Origin of the sequence: Pseudomonas sp. CCC3.1 (assembly GCF_034347405.1) — a bacterium.
Taxonomy (GTDB): Bacteria; Pseudomonadota; Gammaproteobacteria; order Pseudomonadales; family Pseudomonadaceae; genus Aquipseudomonas.
The window spans coordinates 5683736-5697430 of sequence record NZ_CP133778.1; the positions used below are offsets into that span (position 1 = coordinate 5683736).

The 13695-nt window shown below is 53.7% G+C and carries 16 protein-coding genes; 6 read left to right on the plus strand and 10 right to left on the minus strand.

The genetic code is table 11. The annotated features are described in order from the left end of the window. The first annotated feature begins 18 nt into the window (after positions 1–18). The 3 genes from RHM56_RS25055 (at position 19) to RHM56_RS25065 (ending at position 2439) form a co-directional block, all read left to right on the plus strand. Positions 19–1017, plus strand: a complete 999-nt coding sequence (locus RHM56_RS25055; protein ID WP_032894867.1) for an NADP-dependent oxidoreductase — start codon at positions 19–21, stop codon at positions 1015–1017. A gap of 119 nt (positions 1018–1136) precedes the next feature. After that, positions 1137–1367, plus strand: coding sequence for a hypothetical protein (locus RHM56_RS25060; RefSeq protein WP_144420576.1), 231 nt, complete (start codon positions 1137–1139; stop codon positions 1365–1367). Positions 1368–1431: 64 nt separating this feature from the next. After that, positions 1432–2439, plus strand: coding sequence for an aldo/keto reductase (locus RHM56_RS25065; protein WP_032894869.1), 1008 nt, complete (start codon positions 1432–1434; stop codon positions 2437–2439). 103 nt (positions 2440–2542) lie between these two features. Here RHM56_RS25065 and RHM56_RS25070 read toward each other — a convergent pair whose 3' ends face one another. The 3 genes from RHM56_RS25070 to RHM56_RS25080 form a co-directional block, all read right to left on the minus strand. Further along, complete coding sequence (locus tag RHM56_RS25070) at positions 2543–3076, minus strand: NUDIX hydrolase (protein WP_032894870.1); 534 nt, start codon at positions 3074–3076, stop codon at positions 2543–2545. Between the two features lie 92 nt (positions 3077–3168). Continuing rightward, entirely contained in the window at positions 3169–4020 is an 852-nt protein-coding gene (locus tag RHM56_RS25075; protein ID WP_032894871.1) for a universal stress protein, read from the minus strand. An 11-nt stretch (positions 4021–4031) separates the two neighbouring features. Next, complete coding sequence (locus RHM56_RS25080; protein WP_032894873.1) at positions 4032–5519, minus strand: SulP family inorganic anion transporter; 1488 nt, start codon at positions 5517–5519, stop codon at positions 4032–4034. A gap of 570 nt (positions 5520–6089) precedes the next feature. Between RHM56_RS25080 and chrA the strand changes: the two genes are divergently transcribed. Both chrA and RHM56_RS25090 read left to right on the plus strand, forming a co-directional pair. Next, on the plus strand, positions 6090–7310 hold the full coding sequence (chrA, locus tag RHM56_RS25085; RefSeq protein WP_416194930.1) for a chromate efflux transporter: 1221 nt from the start codon (positions 6090–6092) through the stop codon (positions 7308–7310). A 289-nt stretch (positions 7311–7599) separates the two neighbouring features. After that, entirely contained in the window at positions 7600–8151 is a 552-nt protein-coding gene (locus tag RHM56_RS25090) for an arsinothricin resistance N-acetyltransferase ArsN1 family B (protein WP_032894875.1), read from the plus strand. Between the two features lie 26 nt (positions 8152–8177). Here the strand turns inward: RHM56_RS25090 and RHM56_RS25095 are convergent, their stop codons facing one another. The 7 genes from RHM56_RS25095 to RHM56_RS25125 are packed head-to-tail and all read right to left on the minus strand — an operon-like array spanning position 8178 to position 13063. Then, on the minus strand, positions 8178–9251 hold the full coding sequence (locus RHM56_RS25095) for an ArsO family NAD(P)H-dependent flavin-containing monooxygenase (RefSeq protein WP_032894876.1): 1074 nt from the start codon (positions 9249–9251) through the stop codon (positions 8178–8180). 37 nt (positions 9252–9288) lie between these two features. After that, positions 9289–9711 carry an arsenate reductase (glutaredoxin) gene (arsC, locus tag RHM56_RS25100; RefSeq protein WP_032894877.1) on the minus strand — a complete coding sequence of 141 codons (423 nt, stop codon included), beginning with the start codon at positions 9709–9711 and terminating at the stop codon, positions 9289–9291. 20 nt (positions 9712–9731) lie between these two features. Continuing rightward, a complete protein-coding gene (gene arsH, locus RHM56_RS25105; RefSeq protein WP_032894879.1) occupies positions 9732–10445 on the minus strand; it encodes an arsenical resistance protein ArsH in 714 nt (237 codons plus the stop codon). Positions 10446–10492: 47 nt separating this feature from the next. Beyond that, on the minus strand, positions 10493–10963 hold the full coding sequence (locus RHM56_RS25110) for an arsenate reductase ArsC (protein ID WP_032894881.1): 471 nt from the start codon (positions 10961–10963) through the stop codon (positions 10493–10495). Positions 10964–10979: 16 nt separating this feature from the next. Further along, a complete protein-coding gene (locus tag RHM56_RS25115; protein ID WP_032894883.1) occupies positions 10980–12263 on the minus strand; it encodes an arsenic transporter in 1284 nt (427 codons plus the stop codon). A 24-nt stretch (positions 12264–12287) separates the two neighbouring features. Continuing rightward, positions 12288–12644: a metalloregulator ArsR/SmtB family transcription factor gene (locus tag RHM56_RS25120; RefSeq protein ID WP_322237035.1), complete on the minus strand. Its 357-nt coding sequence runs from the start codon at positions 12642–12644 to the stop codon at positions 12288–12290. After that, positions 12641–13063: an arsenate reductase ArsC gene (locus RHM56_RS25125; RefSeq protein ID WP_032894887.1), complete on the minus strand. Its 423-nt coding sequence runs from the start codon at positions 13061–13063 to the stop codon at positions 12641–12643. The genes RHM56_RS25120 and RHM56_RS25125 overlap by 4 nt, the downstream gene beginning before the upstream one ends. A 129-nt stretch (positions 13064–13192) precedes the next feature. On the opposite strand from RHM56_RS25125, the gene arsN2 reads away from it, so the two are divergent. Then, entirely contained in the window at positions 13193–13657 is a 465-nt protein-coding gene (gene arsN2 / locus RHM56_RS25130; protein WP_032894889.1) for an arsenic resistance N-acetyltransferase ArsN2, read from the plus strand. Positions 13658–13695 lie beyond the last annotated feature (38 nt).

Sequence of the window (13695 nt, forward strand, 5' to 3'; positions counted from 1 at the left end):
TTTAAGAGTTACATCATCATGAAAGCTTTTTTTATCGAACGATATGGTAAGAGCGGTGGACGTATCGGTGAATTACCTGATCCGGTTGTAGGCACCAACGACGTTTTGGTTCAAATAAAGGCCACAAGCGTCAATCTTCTGGACTCCAAGATCAGAACAGGAGAATTCAAACAAATTCTTCCTTACAAATTTCCTTTGATATTGGGGAATGATTTGGCCGGCGTTGTGGTTCGCGTCGGGCCTGGTGTTCGCCAGTTCAAAGCCGGCGACGAAGTGTATGCGCGGCCTCCGCAGAATCGTATTGGGACTTTTGCCGAGTTTATTTCTGTAAATCAGAAATCTTTAGCGCTGAAACCTCGGAACGTCAGTATGGAACAAGCGGCCTCGCTACCCTTGGTAGCGCTGACGGCATGGCAGGTTCTAGTGGAATGTGCCCACTTGAAGAAGGGCCAAAAGGTGCTGATTCACGCGGGCTCGGGAGGTGTGGGGAGCATTGCTATTCAACTTGCCAAGCACCTGGGCGCTTTCGTTGCTACTACCACAAGCACGTCGAACGTTGAGTGGGTAAAAGCGCTTGGGGCAGACATAGTAATTGATTATAAAAAACAGAATTTCGAGACTGTCCTAGACGGCTACGACGTCGTACTTAACAGCCTGAATGCAGACACTCTCAAAAAATCACTGCAGTGCCTCAAGCCTGGAGGTCAGCTCATATCCATCTCTGGCCCGCCGACGCCTGAGTTCGGAGAGGCGCAGGGGCTGTCTTGGGCCGTCAAGCCAATCCTACGTTTGCTTAGCCTTGGCATCCGTAGAGCGTCTCGCAAAACCGGGGTGAAATACTCATTCGTTTTCATGCGCTCAGACGGCGCACAACTAAGTGAAATTACTGCATTGGTCGAATCGGGCGCAATCAAACCGATTATCGATAAAGTCTATCCATTCGCCTCAACCGCTGATGCACTCACGTACTTAGAACAAGGGCGATCAAAGGGAAAAGTAGTCATCACCGTCGCGTAACCCGCCCTTGGGTAAGACAGTAAATGGGACATAAAAACTTTAAAGAAAAGGGCTTGGCCGTTGTTCTAACTACTGGGGAGAAATCTCCGGAAGGGTGCATACGCCCTGAGGATGCGCTCATGGAAATCTCTGCAACCGATTTGTTGACCAGTGCCCCTATATTGCCCAACGACGACTCAACCAATCGACAGCAAGCATTAAATGCTGACGATGAAAAACTAGAAGCGTTAAAAGGAAATGTGACGAATGCGCCACTGGAACAACCTTCGGGCGCTCAGGAGAATCCTGTTTCCAGCAGCCTCCAAAATCCGGTCAACATTGTGTGGCGCAGTTTAATGCTCGATCCGTAACAGCTAAGTACCAACTGCTTTGATCTTGGACTCAATCAACATAGCGTTCTATGTGGAGATAGATATGAACTACAAATCGTTCGGCAGTACCGGGCTCAGCGTTTCGGAACTCGCGCTCGGCACAGGCAACTTCGGCACTGGCTGGGGTTATGGAGCAGATCCCGACTCCAGCAAGGCAATATTTAATGCTTACGCTGAAGCAGGTGGTAACTTCATTGACACGGCAGACGCTTATCAATTTGGTCAGTCCGAGGAGTTGCTCGGAACTCTACTCCAAGGACGACGCGATGAGTTCGTCCTCGCCACAAAATTTACCAACGGAGCAGCAGCCAACGCTAATCGGCTCGCCACAGGTAACAGTCGTAGGGCTTTGGTGACATCGGTAGAAGCCAGCCTGAGGCGCCTGAAGACAGACCGGATAGATATCTACTGGGCGCATCACCCAGATGGCGTGACGCCGGTCGAGGAAATCGTCAGAGGCTTTGAAGATCTGGCACGTGCAGGGAAAATCCTTTACGCAGGACTCTCTAATTTCCCAGCATGGCGACTTTCCCGCGCGGTCACACTGGCCGAACTCACCAACGCGCTGCCTATTGCAGCGGCTCAGTTTGAACACAGCTTGGTGCATCGTGAGCCCGAAGCAGACCTCTTCCAGGCGTCAAACGCCCTGGGTCTCGGCATAGTCACTTGGTCTCCGTTGGGAGGCGGCATGCTGACCGGTAAATATCGCCAAGGTGAAAAAGGACGCGCCGAAGGTTTTGGTGGAAAAGTATTTCAGGCAGAAAATTCAGCACAGCGCACATTGATACTGGACACTGTTTTGGAGATTGCGAGCGAATTAGGCGTGAGTGCTAGTCAGATTGCTATTGCTTGGGCTGGCACACATGGGGCGGTACCGATCATAGGGCCACGCTCAGAGCAGCAACTTACCGATAACCTCGGTGCTTTAGACGTACGCCTTTCACACGAACAGGTTTGCAAGCTTGATGCGGTGAGTAGCTTAAGTCCCTCAGAGCCGTTGAGATCATCTCCGTATCAGTCGAATGAGACTCACGCAAAGACAGTTGCATAAGGACTTATAAAATTCAAAAAGGAGGTTCATATGGCCTCCTTTTCTGAATCTACTGGTCATTGTGGTCTGCGGACGTCGCAACAAAGGCTGCCGAGACGTCTTCTCATCGGCTGGTTGACATCAGCAACTCGGACGCGACTTTTTTCAGCATGAACGTTTCGCGCTGAATGGACTGCCCCATCGATGACTCCTGACGCTGCATCACGGCTTCATTATGCGTTATGGCTTCATGCAGGTTGATCCAGACAGGCCGCATACCATTAGCGATTTCGTGGCTTTCCATTCTCACGGGCGCTAGCTGGGGCGCGACTTCGCATTGATAAAAATGCGAGGTCATGTGCATCAGATCGTACTGTGGCTTCCAATAGGGCCGGTACTCCTCGATGTAACCGTAGTGCTGGAGCACCCGAATCTCGCGTGCACCAGTCTCTTCCTCAAGCTCACGCTTAAGACCTACGATAATGTCCTCGCCAGCATCAAGGCCGCCCCCAGGAAAGCTAAAGTCGTTATAGCGCTCAGTGAACAGCAACAGGATCTGTTCGTTCCGCAACACGATTCCGCGTGCGGCATGACGACGGAATACTTTCCCTTGTATAGATTTCAGATCCGGGTGAAGGATTTCAGTAATGAGTTGCATGAGGTCTCAACAGGACATGTTCAGATATTCATTAACTAGGATGACCGCAGTGTTTCCAGAGTGTTGGAAACACTGCGGTCAGGCGAGTCAATTCAGCGGAGCAGCAATACCGGCATGGTAGCTGTGCGGAGCATGGTTGTAGTTGTGCTACCTACCAGAAATTGTCTGATGCGCGAGTGGCCGTAGGCCCCCATGACTAGCAGATCAATTCCGTGCTCGGCCTGATACACGTGGAGCGCCGCTTCCACTTCCCCCTTTACGATCTGAGCTTGGACGACAAAGCCAGCACTCATGAGCGTGCTCTGGGCTTTCTCCAACGCTTCTCGGTTGCCTTCCGAGTCAGCGCCAACCATAACGAGATGAATTGGTAGATTTTTGCAGAGCTGGCTGGCGGCAAGCAGCTCAACGGTTTTGTGGGCTGTGGGGCTGCCGTCAAAAGCGAGCATTACTTTTTCTGGCTTTTTATAGCTGCTGCTCGTGATCAAAATTGGACGGTGAATTGTGCGCACGACAGCTTCAATTTGGCTGCCAAGGCTGTGCACTCTACGTGTGCTGTCCTCACCCACTCGTCCAATGACCAAGAGTCGAATATCGTCCTGAAGATCAACCAGGCTTTCTATCAAGTGTCCGTGGCGCTGCTTTAGCTCAGGAAATGCAGCTCCGCAAATGACCGTTCGCTCCCTGGCCTTTTCAAGCATGTGTTGACCTTGCTCCAGAGCAAGCCTGGCGCGCTGGGCATCCAATGTAGCCAGCTCCTCCAGCAGATGCTCTCGACTGCCAAGGCCGATATTACCGCTCAGGTCTGCAGATGCGGGGTATTTCTCCTCATCCAATACATGCAGCAAGGTAAGGGGCGCGTTAAGTTGTTGCGACGCCCATGCTGCGTAGTCGCAGACCGCCAATGAGGATTGTGAGTTATCAATGCAGGCCATTACGTGGGTCATTGTCGTTCTCCTTAGTGGCTCATGAGCTTGTAGATGGCATCGGGTTTGTCATGCACGCCGAAGCGGTCGACGATTGTTGCGCTGGCTTCATTGAGACCGAGCACTTCAACCTCTGCGCCTTCGCGGCGGAATTTGATAACCACCTTATCCAGCGCTGCAACCGAAGTGATATCCCAGAAATGGGCTTGGGTCAGGTCGATGGTGACTTTGTTCAGGGCTTCCTTGAAGTCAAAAACGTTGGTGAATTTGTCTGCTGAGCTGAAGAACACTTGGCCCACAACATGGTAAGTGCGATGTGATTCCGTCTCTTCCAGAGTGCTCTTGATATCCAGGTAGTGCCCGGCCTTATTGGCAAAGAAGAGGGAGGCCAGCAGCACACCTACCAGTACGCCGTATGCAAGGTTGTGAGTGGCCACGACGACCACGACGGTCGCCACCATGACAAGGTTGGTCGACAGCGGATGCTCTTTCAGATTGCGCAAGGAATCCCAGCTGAAGGTGCCGATGGACACCATTATCATCACAGCGACGAGTGCCGCCATGGGGATTTTGGAGAGCCATTCGCCAAGGAACACCACCATCAGCAGCAGAAAAACGCCGGCACACAATGTCGAGAGACGGGTGCGGCCACCAGACTTCACGTTGATGATCGACTGGCCAATCATGGCGCAGCCGGCCATACCACCGAGCATCCCTGCTGCGATATTGGCAACGCCCTGGCCTTTGCACTCCCGGTTTTTGTTACTGGTGGTATCGGTCAGGTCATCGACGATGGTCGCGGTCATCATGGACTCCAGTAGGCCTACAACGGCAAGCGCTGCTGAGTACGGGAAGATGATCCGCAGAGTCTCAAAGTTCAGCGGGACTTCAGGCCACAGGAAAATCGGCAGCGTGTCCGGCAATTGGCCCATGTCACCTACGGTGCGGATATCCAACCCCAGGTAAATCGCGATAGCGGTCAGTGTCAGGATGCACACCAGCGGCGAAGGAATCAGCTTGCCGATCTTCGGTATATACGGAAACAGGTAGATGATTCCGAGGCCCGCTGCGGTCATGGCGTAGACGTGCCAGGTTACGTTGGTGAGTTCGGGCAGCTGCGCCATGAAAATCAGAATCGCCAGTGCATTCACAAAGCCTGTGACTACTGAGCGCGAGACAAAGCGCATCAGTGAGCCCAGCTTGAGATATCCAGCAAGTATCTGAAGAACCCCACAGAGCAAGGTTGCGGCCAGCAGATACTGAAGCCCGTGATCTTTTACCAAGGTAACCATGAGCAGTGCCATGGCACCGGTAGCCGCCGAGATCATGCCAGGGCGACCGCCGATGAAGGCAATCACGGCACAGATACAGAAGGATGCGTAGAGGCCGACCTTAGGGTCGACGCCGGCGATGATGGAAAAGGCAATAGCTTCCGGAATCAGCGCGAGTGCGACTACGATTCCCGCGAGCACGTCTCCGCGAACGTTGGAAAACCACGTTTGTTTAATTTTTTGCAGCATAGAAATATCCAAGGCAAAGCATCGCGCACGCCAAACGGACGGCGAGCGAATCGATACAAATTCAAATTTTGAGGATTTTTTCGCTGTGTGCTTTAGGTGTAAAACCGGGCGTACAGCAGTGCGCACCCGCGAGCGAAGCTAGCGGAAGCAAGGTGTTGCGAGGGGGCGTAGCGCTAAGGCGGCGTAGGCTGCCAGTAGATCGTTTGGAGTACAGTCATGCTGATGTTCCTGTAGCTCAAAGGGTATGCAGAACCGTCAGTATACATTGAAGCCGCCGTTGATTGCGACTCCGTGTCAAGCTCCACGAGCATTGAATGCTGAAAGAGAGCTAGCTGAAGAGCAGGTTTTTGAGCAAAGTTTGCGAGTGATGCGAGGGGATAGCCTTAAGTATCTCGCGAGACCCGCTTAGGTCTCTAGCTGGCTTTTCGATTAGGTTGGTACATTATGAAACCAAGTTCACATTCACTCGCAGGGTTAGCCTCGTATGTCTAAGGAAGGCCATCGTTTAGCCCATGTTTAGTTGGCTCCATAGTATTTGGTTTCGTACCGCAATCATTTTGGGAGGGGTGAATATTGTCAGCCGAAGGTAGTGCAACGGTGGTCAAGACTGACTCCCCTTGGACGGTTTTTCTGGTGTTCCTGCGACTAGGACTCACCTCTTTTGGAGGCCCGATTGCGCATCTAGCTTACTTTCGCGAAGAATTCGTTGCTCGACGCCAATGGCTGAGCGAGCGCAGTTATGGGGATTTGATTGCCCTATGCCAGTTCTTGCCGGGGCCCGCCAGTAGCCAGGTTGGCATAGGTTTAGGACTATCTCGCGCCGGGTTTCTTGGAGCAGTCGCTGCGTGGGCAGGTTTCACATTGCCTTCGGCAATAATCCTGGTTTTATTCGCTCAGGGTATGTCCGCGTGGGGAGGCGCGTTTCCGAGCGGTCTTTTGCACGGTCTTAAAATTGTCGCGGTGGCTGTCGTTGCTCAAGCCGTCTGGGGTATGGGCCGTAGTCTTTGCACTGACGCGCCTCGAATAACTATCGCCGTGTTTGCTGCTTATGCTGCACTCCTTTGGCCGCATGCCTGGGGACAGATCGGCGTGATTTTCTTCGGCGCCATCATAGGATTGATCCTCTTCAGAACCGATCAGAACCAGGCTACGGAGTCTTTGCCGGTATCGGTGAGTAGGAAAGTCGGTGTGGTGTCTTTGCTGGTGTTCCTCGGCTTGTTAGTTGGTCTGCCATTGCTGGTTCAGCTGTGGCCCTCACAAGCATTAGCTGTGGTAAACGCCTTCTTCCGCGCTGGGTCATTAGTTTTCGGAGGTGGGCATGTTGTGCTGCCGTTGCTTCAGTCGGCGACCGTACCGAACGGATGGGTAGCCAATGACACGTTTCTTGCCGGATATGGTTTAGCACAGGCCGTACCAGGCCCGCTTTTTACCTTCGCAGCATTTCTTGGCGCGTCCATGAGTGCCCAACCTTCTGGTTGGCTCGGGGCTACTGCCTGCGTCATTGCTATTTTTGCTCCTTCGTTCTTGCTCGTAATCGGCGTGCTGCCATTTTGGGAGCAACTGCGGAAAAGCTTACGCACCCAAGCTGCACTTTCAGGCGTAAACGCAGCAGTTGTGGGCCTTCTCCTGGCGGCCTTGTATAACCCAGTCTGGACGAGCGCCATATTGATTCCTGCAGACTTTGGCTTAGCGCTGATAGCGCTTGTGGCTTTGATGTTCTGGAAGGCTCCTCCATGGTTGGTCGTCCTGGCGGGAGGTCTCCTCGGATGGTTACTCGGCATTGAGTTTTGAGGTCGACTAAGCGATTCCGTCAGGACGGGTTGTTTAGCGCACGCTTACAGTGTGCTGAGTTGTTGATGCAGCCGATGGATTTGATGAGCCGAAGGGGGCAGAACTGAGAACATGCATTGCGACCTGAATTTCGCGATTAGCCTTCTACGGTCTGAGCTAGAACTAGACGAAAGAGAAGTCCCCAGGTGAGGTACTCAGATTTCAGACTGCGCATTTTTTTCAAATGGGCTAATGGCGAAAACTGATCCGGGAAAGGTAATGTTCAAATTCTTATTCATGGACGACTTACATGCCAGTCACAATTCGCGCTGCAGTTGTTGCAGATGCACAAGCTATCCAGCGTATTTACGCTCCCATCGTTTCGACAACGGCGATCTCGTTCGAAGAGATTCCGCCAAGCGCTGAGGAAATCGCTCAGCGAATAGCGACGACACTTCAGACATATCCCTACCTGGTGGCCGAAGAAGGTGGGGAGATCAAGGGCTACGCCTATGCCAGCCAACACCGTGCACGTCCGGCATACCGATGGGCCGTTGACGTAACGGTGTACATAGCCGAATCGGCTCGCCGTCAGGGTGTTGGCCGTGAACTCTATGAGACCTTGCTTCCGATCCTTGAAAAACAGTGCTTTCGTGCAGCTTATGCCGGAATCGCACAGCCCAATGAAGGCAGTGTGGGGCTGCACGAGTCGCTGGGATTCGTCCATATCGGCACATATCCGGAGGTAGGCTTCAAGCTTGGGAAATGGCACGACGTCGGCTACTGGCGGCTCGGGCTGTGCCAGGCAACTCCGCCACTGGAGCCTATCCTCTTTCCTGAGCTTGAAGCCGCATCACAGTAGGTACACTCGATTTGCGTCGCGAGCCATCAGGATTCGCTAGTGAGATAGCTTTGGACTTGGTTGACTACATCTCGAGCGGTGCGGGTTACTCCGATCAATGTCGCAGAGGCGAGCCCCGTCCAATCGCCGTAACCCACCAGCCACAGACTGGGTGAAGCAACACTCCGGTTTTCGTTCACAGCCACTTTGCCATCCTGGCCTACAATGCCCAGGCTGTTCAGGTGGTCGAGCGCTGGAGAAAACCCAGTGCACCAGATGACGACATCCACCGCTGTTTCGTCTCCTGATGACCAGACAACGCCTGTTGAAGTGAAGTGCGTGAATGGCCGTACTGCGCTCAATACACCGCGTTCACGAGCGTCCTTCACCGATGGCACCATTACGATGTCGCCCAGCCCCCCAGCGGGGTTTTCAGGCTCCACGCCATCCTGTTGCGCCTTCAATCGAGCAGTAGCTCGTTCGAACAGGACACGCCCATCAACCTCATCAGGTAGAAACTTTGGGGCCTCTTGAGTTACCCAGGTTGCCTGACCCACTTTAGAAACCTCGGCGTAAATCTGGGCTCCCGAGTTGCCACCACCCACGACAAGGACGGCTTTCCCCTCAAACTCATCCGGCCCAACGTAATGAGCGGAATGAAGCTGCTGCCCTACGAACAACTCCTGTCCGGGATAGCTCGGGGTAAATGGGCGGCTCCAGGTGCCTGTTGCACTGATAACCGCTTTGGCATCCCAGTTTCTATCCCCGGAGACAACCCGTAATCCTTCTTCGATTTTCTCGACACGGGTCACCCTGGTGGATCGCATGATGGGGAAGTCATATCGACGCTCGTACAGAGTCAGATAGTCGATAACATCATCACGGTGAGGCGTTTCTTCTGATACGGCAGGCATCGGCCAGCCTGCAATCGAGCTCCATGCCGATGGAGAGAAGAGTCGCAACGAATCCCAGCCATGCCGCCAGGCTCCTCCTGGTGCCGACTCCGCATCGAGCAGCACGTAAGACAAGCTTGTCCGCTTCAAAAAATAGGCGACTGTCAGCGCGGATTGACCACCGCCGATAACCACAACATCAAGTTTCGAATTCTGAATCACCAGCATCCTCCAGGCTCAATCGCGGCACCTCACCGTCGTCGTATCAGACTCTGCGACCGTGCTCATCAATGACCACTTGGCCATCCTCTTTGACGAAACTCCCACGCTGCTCTTGCGGTAACAGGTCGAGGACTGCCTCTGAGGGACGACACAAGCGTGTCCCCAAAGGCGCCACGACGATGGGGCGATTGATCAGGATAGGGTGAGCCATCATGGCATCGATGAGCTTTTCGTCCGTCAGCGATGCATCACCCAATCCCAGCTCTTCGTACGGAGTTCCTTTGATACGCAAAAGAGCCCGCACCCCGATACCCATATCCCCGATGAGCCTGGCAAGTGTGGTGCGATCAGGCGGGGTCTTCAGGTACTCGATAACCGTCGGTTCTTCCCCGCTATTACGGATCAGCTCCAAGGTATTGCGAGAAGTGCCGCATTCGGGGTTGTGGTAGATCGTGATCTGGCTCATATCGCTTCCTCGTGCTGACGTTAGATGGAGCGCTGGTTGACGCGTTTGGACAGCTCTTCGGCGGACTCTTTACGCTCGGAGTACCGATCAACCAAATAATCCTGGCGATCCCGCAACAGCAGGGTGAACTTCATCAGTTCTTCCATCACGTCCACGAGACGGTCGTAGTACGAGGAAGGTTTCATACGGCCTGCTTCATCGAACTCGGTGAACGCCTTGGCCACGGAAGACTGGTTAGGGATGGTAAACATCCGCATCCACCGTCCAAGTACCCGCAGTTGGTTAACCACGTTGAAGGATTGGGAACCGCCACAGACCTGCATCACTGCAAGGGTCTTTCCTTGCGTAGGTCGTACAGCACCTATCGCAAGCGGAACCCAGTCAATTTGGGCTTTGAATACTGCACTCATGGAGCCGTGACGCTCAGGGGAGCACCACACCTGTCCCTCAGACCATTGCATCAGCTCGCGCAGCTCAGTGACCTTGGGATGTGTATCGGGAGCGTCATCCGGAAGCGGCAAACCCGAGGGGTCGAAGGTTTTGGTTTCGGCGCCAAACTTCTCCAGCAAACGGGCTGCTTCCTGAGTTACCATACGGCTGAAAGAGCGCTCTCGCGTCGATCCGTACAAAAGCAGAATTCGAGGCTTATGGAGTGACGGTATACGCGGCTCCAGTTGCTCCAGCGACGGAATGTCGATTAGGTCGGTGTGTACGTTCGGCAATGTGTCTTGCATATAAACTCCTACCACGGCGCCGGCTAGGACGCCGCCTCGGTTGATCTTTAAAGCGAACCGATGCGGTTCAGTTCAGCTTTGAGCTGGTCAGGGCTCATGGTCTTGAGCGGCAGCATAAGAAACGCACTCACCCGCTCGTGAATTTTGGCCAGTGTGGCTTCAAACGCTGCGGTGATCTCGGCTTCCGACCCGCTAGCCTCAGACGGGTCGGCCAGCCCCCAATGCGCCTTCAAAGCTGGCCCAAAGAAGATTGGGCACGCTTCACCCGCTGCCCGGTCGCAGACAGTGATCACGATGTCTGGAGGCGAGCCTTCAAAAGCATCCGAAGCCTTGCTGCTCAAGCCCACAGTGGAGATACCCTCCGCCTCCAGCGTTTGCAATGCCCGTTGATTCACCCGGCCACTAGGAAAGCTTCCTGAGCTGACTGCTTCTACACCCTCGGGCGCCAAATGGTTGAAAAGCGCCTCGGACAGAATGCTGCGGCAGCTGTTGTGAGTGCACATGAACAAGACTTTCATCAGACGATTCCTTGATTCAGAAACTGAGGCGCAGTGCCAGGGCGGACAATGTGGCGACGAGGATGGGCACGGTCAGCACGATCCCGGTCTTGAAGTAGTAACCCCAGCTGATCGTTATGTTTTTCCGGGCGAGCACGTGCAGCCACAACAGAGTTGCCAAGCTCCCAATTGGGGTGATCTTCGGGCCCAAGTCGCAGCCGATGATGTTGGCGTAAACCATCGCTTGCTGGACTACACCATCGACTTCGGCGGCATGAATGGATAAGGCGCCTACCAAAACGGTGGGCATGTTGTTCATGATCGAAGACAGCAACGCTGTTAGCAGCCCTGTACCAAGGGACGCGCCCCAAACGCCATAACCGGCGAACACGTTCAGGATCTGCGCGATGTGGTCGGTCAGGCCGGCGTTCTTCAGGCCATATACAACCAGGTACATACCCAAAGAAAAAATCACCACCTGCCATGGCGCCTCTTTGAGCACCTTGCCTGTGTTGATGGCGTGACCACGAGCCGCGATGACGTAAAGAATGAATGCACAAACTGCTGCAATGGCGCTGATTGGCACCCCCAATGGCTCAATGACAAAGAAGCCGATCAGCAGTAGTGCCAACACCCACCAACCAGCTACAAAAGTGGCCCGGTCGTGGATTGCCTCGTCCGGATTGTCCAGTTGATTGAGGTCATAGGTCTTTGGTAGATCTTTGCGGAAAAACCACAGCAACATGGCTAATGTCGCCGCCACGCTGACGATGTTTACCGGCACCATGATCGAAGCATATTCGTTGAAGCCGATATCGAAGTAGTCGGCAGAAACGATGTTTACCAGGTTGGAAACCACCAGCGGTAAGCTCGCCGTATCGGCGATAAAACCGGCTGCCATGACGAATGCCAAAGTAGCCGCAGGAGAAAAACGCAACGCCAACAACATCGCGATCACAATGGGTGTGAGGATCAATGCTGCTCCGTCATTAGCGAACAGGGCCGACACCGCTGCGCCCAGCAGGACGATAAATGCGAACAGCTTGCGGGTGCTCCCGCCTCCCCATCGGGCCACATGCAGCGCAGCCCACTTGAAAAAACCTGCCTCATCAAGCAGCAGACTAATGATGATGACCGCGATGAAAGTCCCAGTGGCATTCCAGACAATGCGCCAAACCTCTGGTATGTCGGCAAGGGTAACGACACCTGCCAGCAACGCCACGATGGCACCGAACATCGCACTCCAGCCAACCCCAAGCCCCTTGGGCTGCCAGATGACAAGGACAATGGTGGCGATAAAGATCAATACGGCAATCAGCATTTAATTAATCCGGTTGGGCGTGAATCAGCTACACACGGCTTGGTTGATCGGACGGTCGTTCATGCCGCAGAGGCGCTTAGCCTCGGTTTCCAGCCATTGCTGATTGGCGTCTACCACTTCCTTCAAAACTGCAGTCACCCACGCGGGCAAATCAGGATTCAGTCGGTAGTACACCCATTGGCCTTGGCGACGATCCAACAACAAACCGGCAGAGCGCAGCAGCGCCAAATGACGAGAAATCTTCGGCTGACTCAGGTCGAGTGTTGCCGTTAGCTCGCATACACACAGCTCACCTTCACTGACGACAAGCAGCGAAATTTTTGCTCGGGTGTCATCCGCCAGGCACTTGAATAAGGTGGTGGGGTTCAAGGGTTCTGTCATAGATCCTCCAGGTGTTTGGTCTTGACCAAAACGAAGAGCTTGATGCGCTCGTGGATGTCGTGGAGCGTGTGGCGAAATGCGCCAGGATCATCGCTAGTTACTGGGTCAGGAAAATCCCAGGCAATGATTTCACCTGCATTGGGCATTGGTAGGCACTCGCTTGCGGATTTATCACAAAGAGTGATTACGTAATCGAATCGATCAGCTTGAGACTCGCTGATGGACTTGCTGCGCAGGCCCGTTGCATCGACTCCAACAGCCTCCAATGCCTGAGTTGTGCGCGGATCAACCTCAGACGGTTCAGACCCTGCGCTGAAGGCCTCGAAGCGCTGATCGGTGTGACGCAGCAAAGCCTCTGCAAGCAGGGATCGGGCTGAGTTGGCAACGCACACGAAAAGCACTTTGATAGCAAGGCTCATGGTTAAACTCGATGCATATGGAAAATCGAATATACGCTTTAGCGAATATGCGGTAAAGCGAATATGATGACTGCTGCTTCGGCTTGAGCCGTGACAGTTCTTACAAAGCGGCACAAAGGAGATAAGGGGATGGGCAAAGAGATGATGATCCAGGCAACGGAAATAGCCGGAGGTCAATGGCAGCGCTTTCGCGATGCACTGAAATCTGCTGACCTTCTAGGAGACGGTATTGATCTTCCAGGCCGAACCTTTTTTGAGTTCACACAGGATAGTGAGACGGTCGCATGGGGAGGTTTCGAAACGCATGGTACGGACGGGTTGCTGCGTTCCCTGGTCGTAGTCTCGACATACAGATCGAAAGGGATCGGTGTCACGGTGCTTAAGATCATTGAAGCGAAAGCCGCCGAGCAGGGAATCGCTCGATTTCATTTGCTGACAACAACTGCGTCAGGCTTTTTTGAGCAGCAGGGCTATGCAGTAAATCAACGAGGCTCTGCCCCACCTCTTATTTCTCAGACGGAGCAGTTCAGGGGGCTTTACCCTGGCTCGGCTTGCTACATGTGCAAGGCATTATCTGCGAATGCACGAAAGTAGCTGATCACCTTGGTGATGGCTTTTAGCCTCGATGCCAG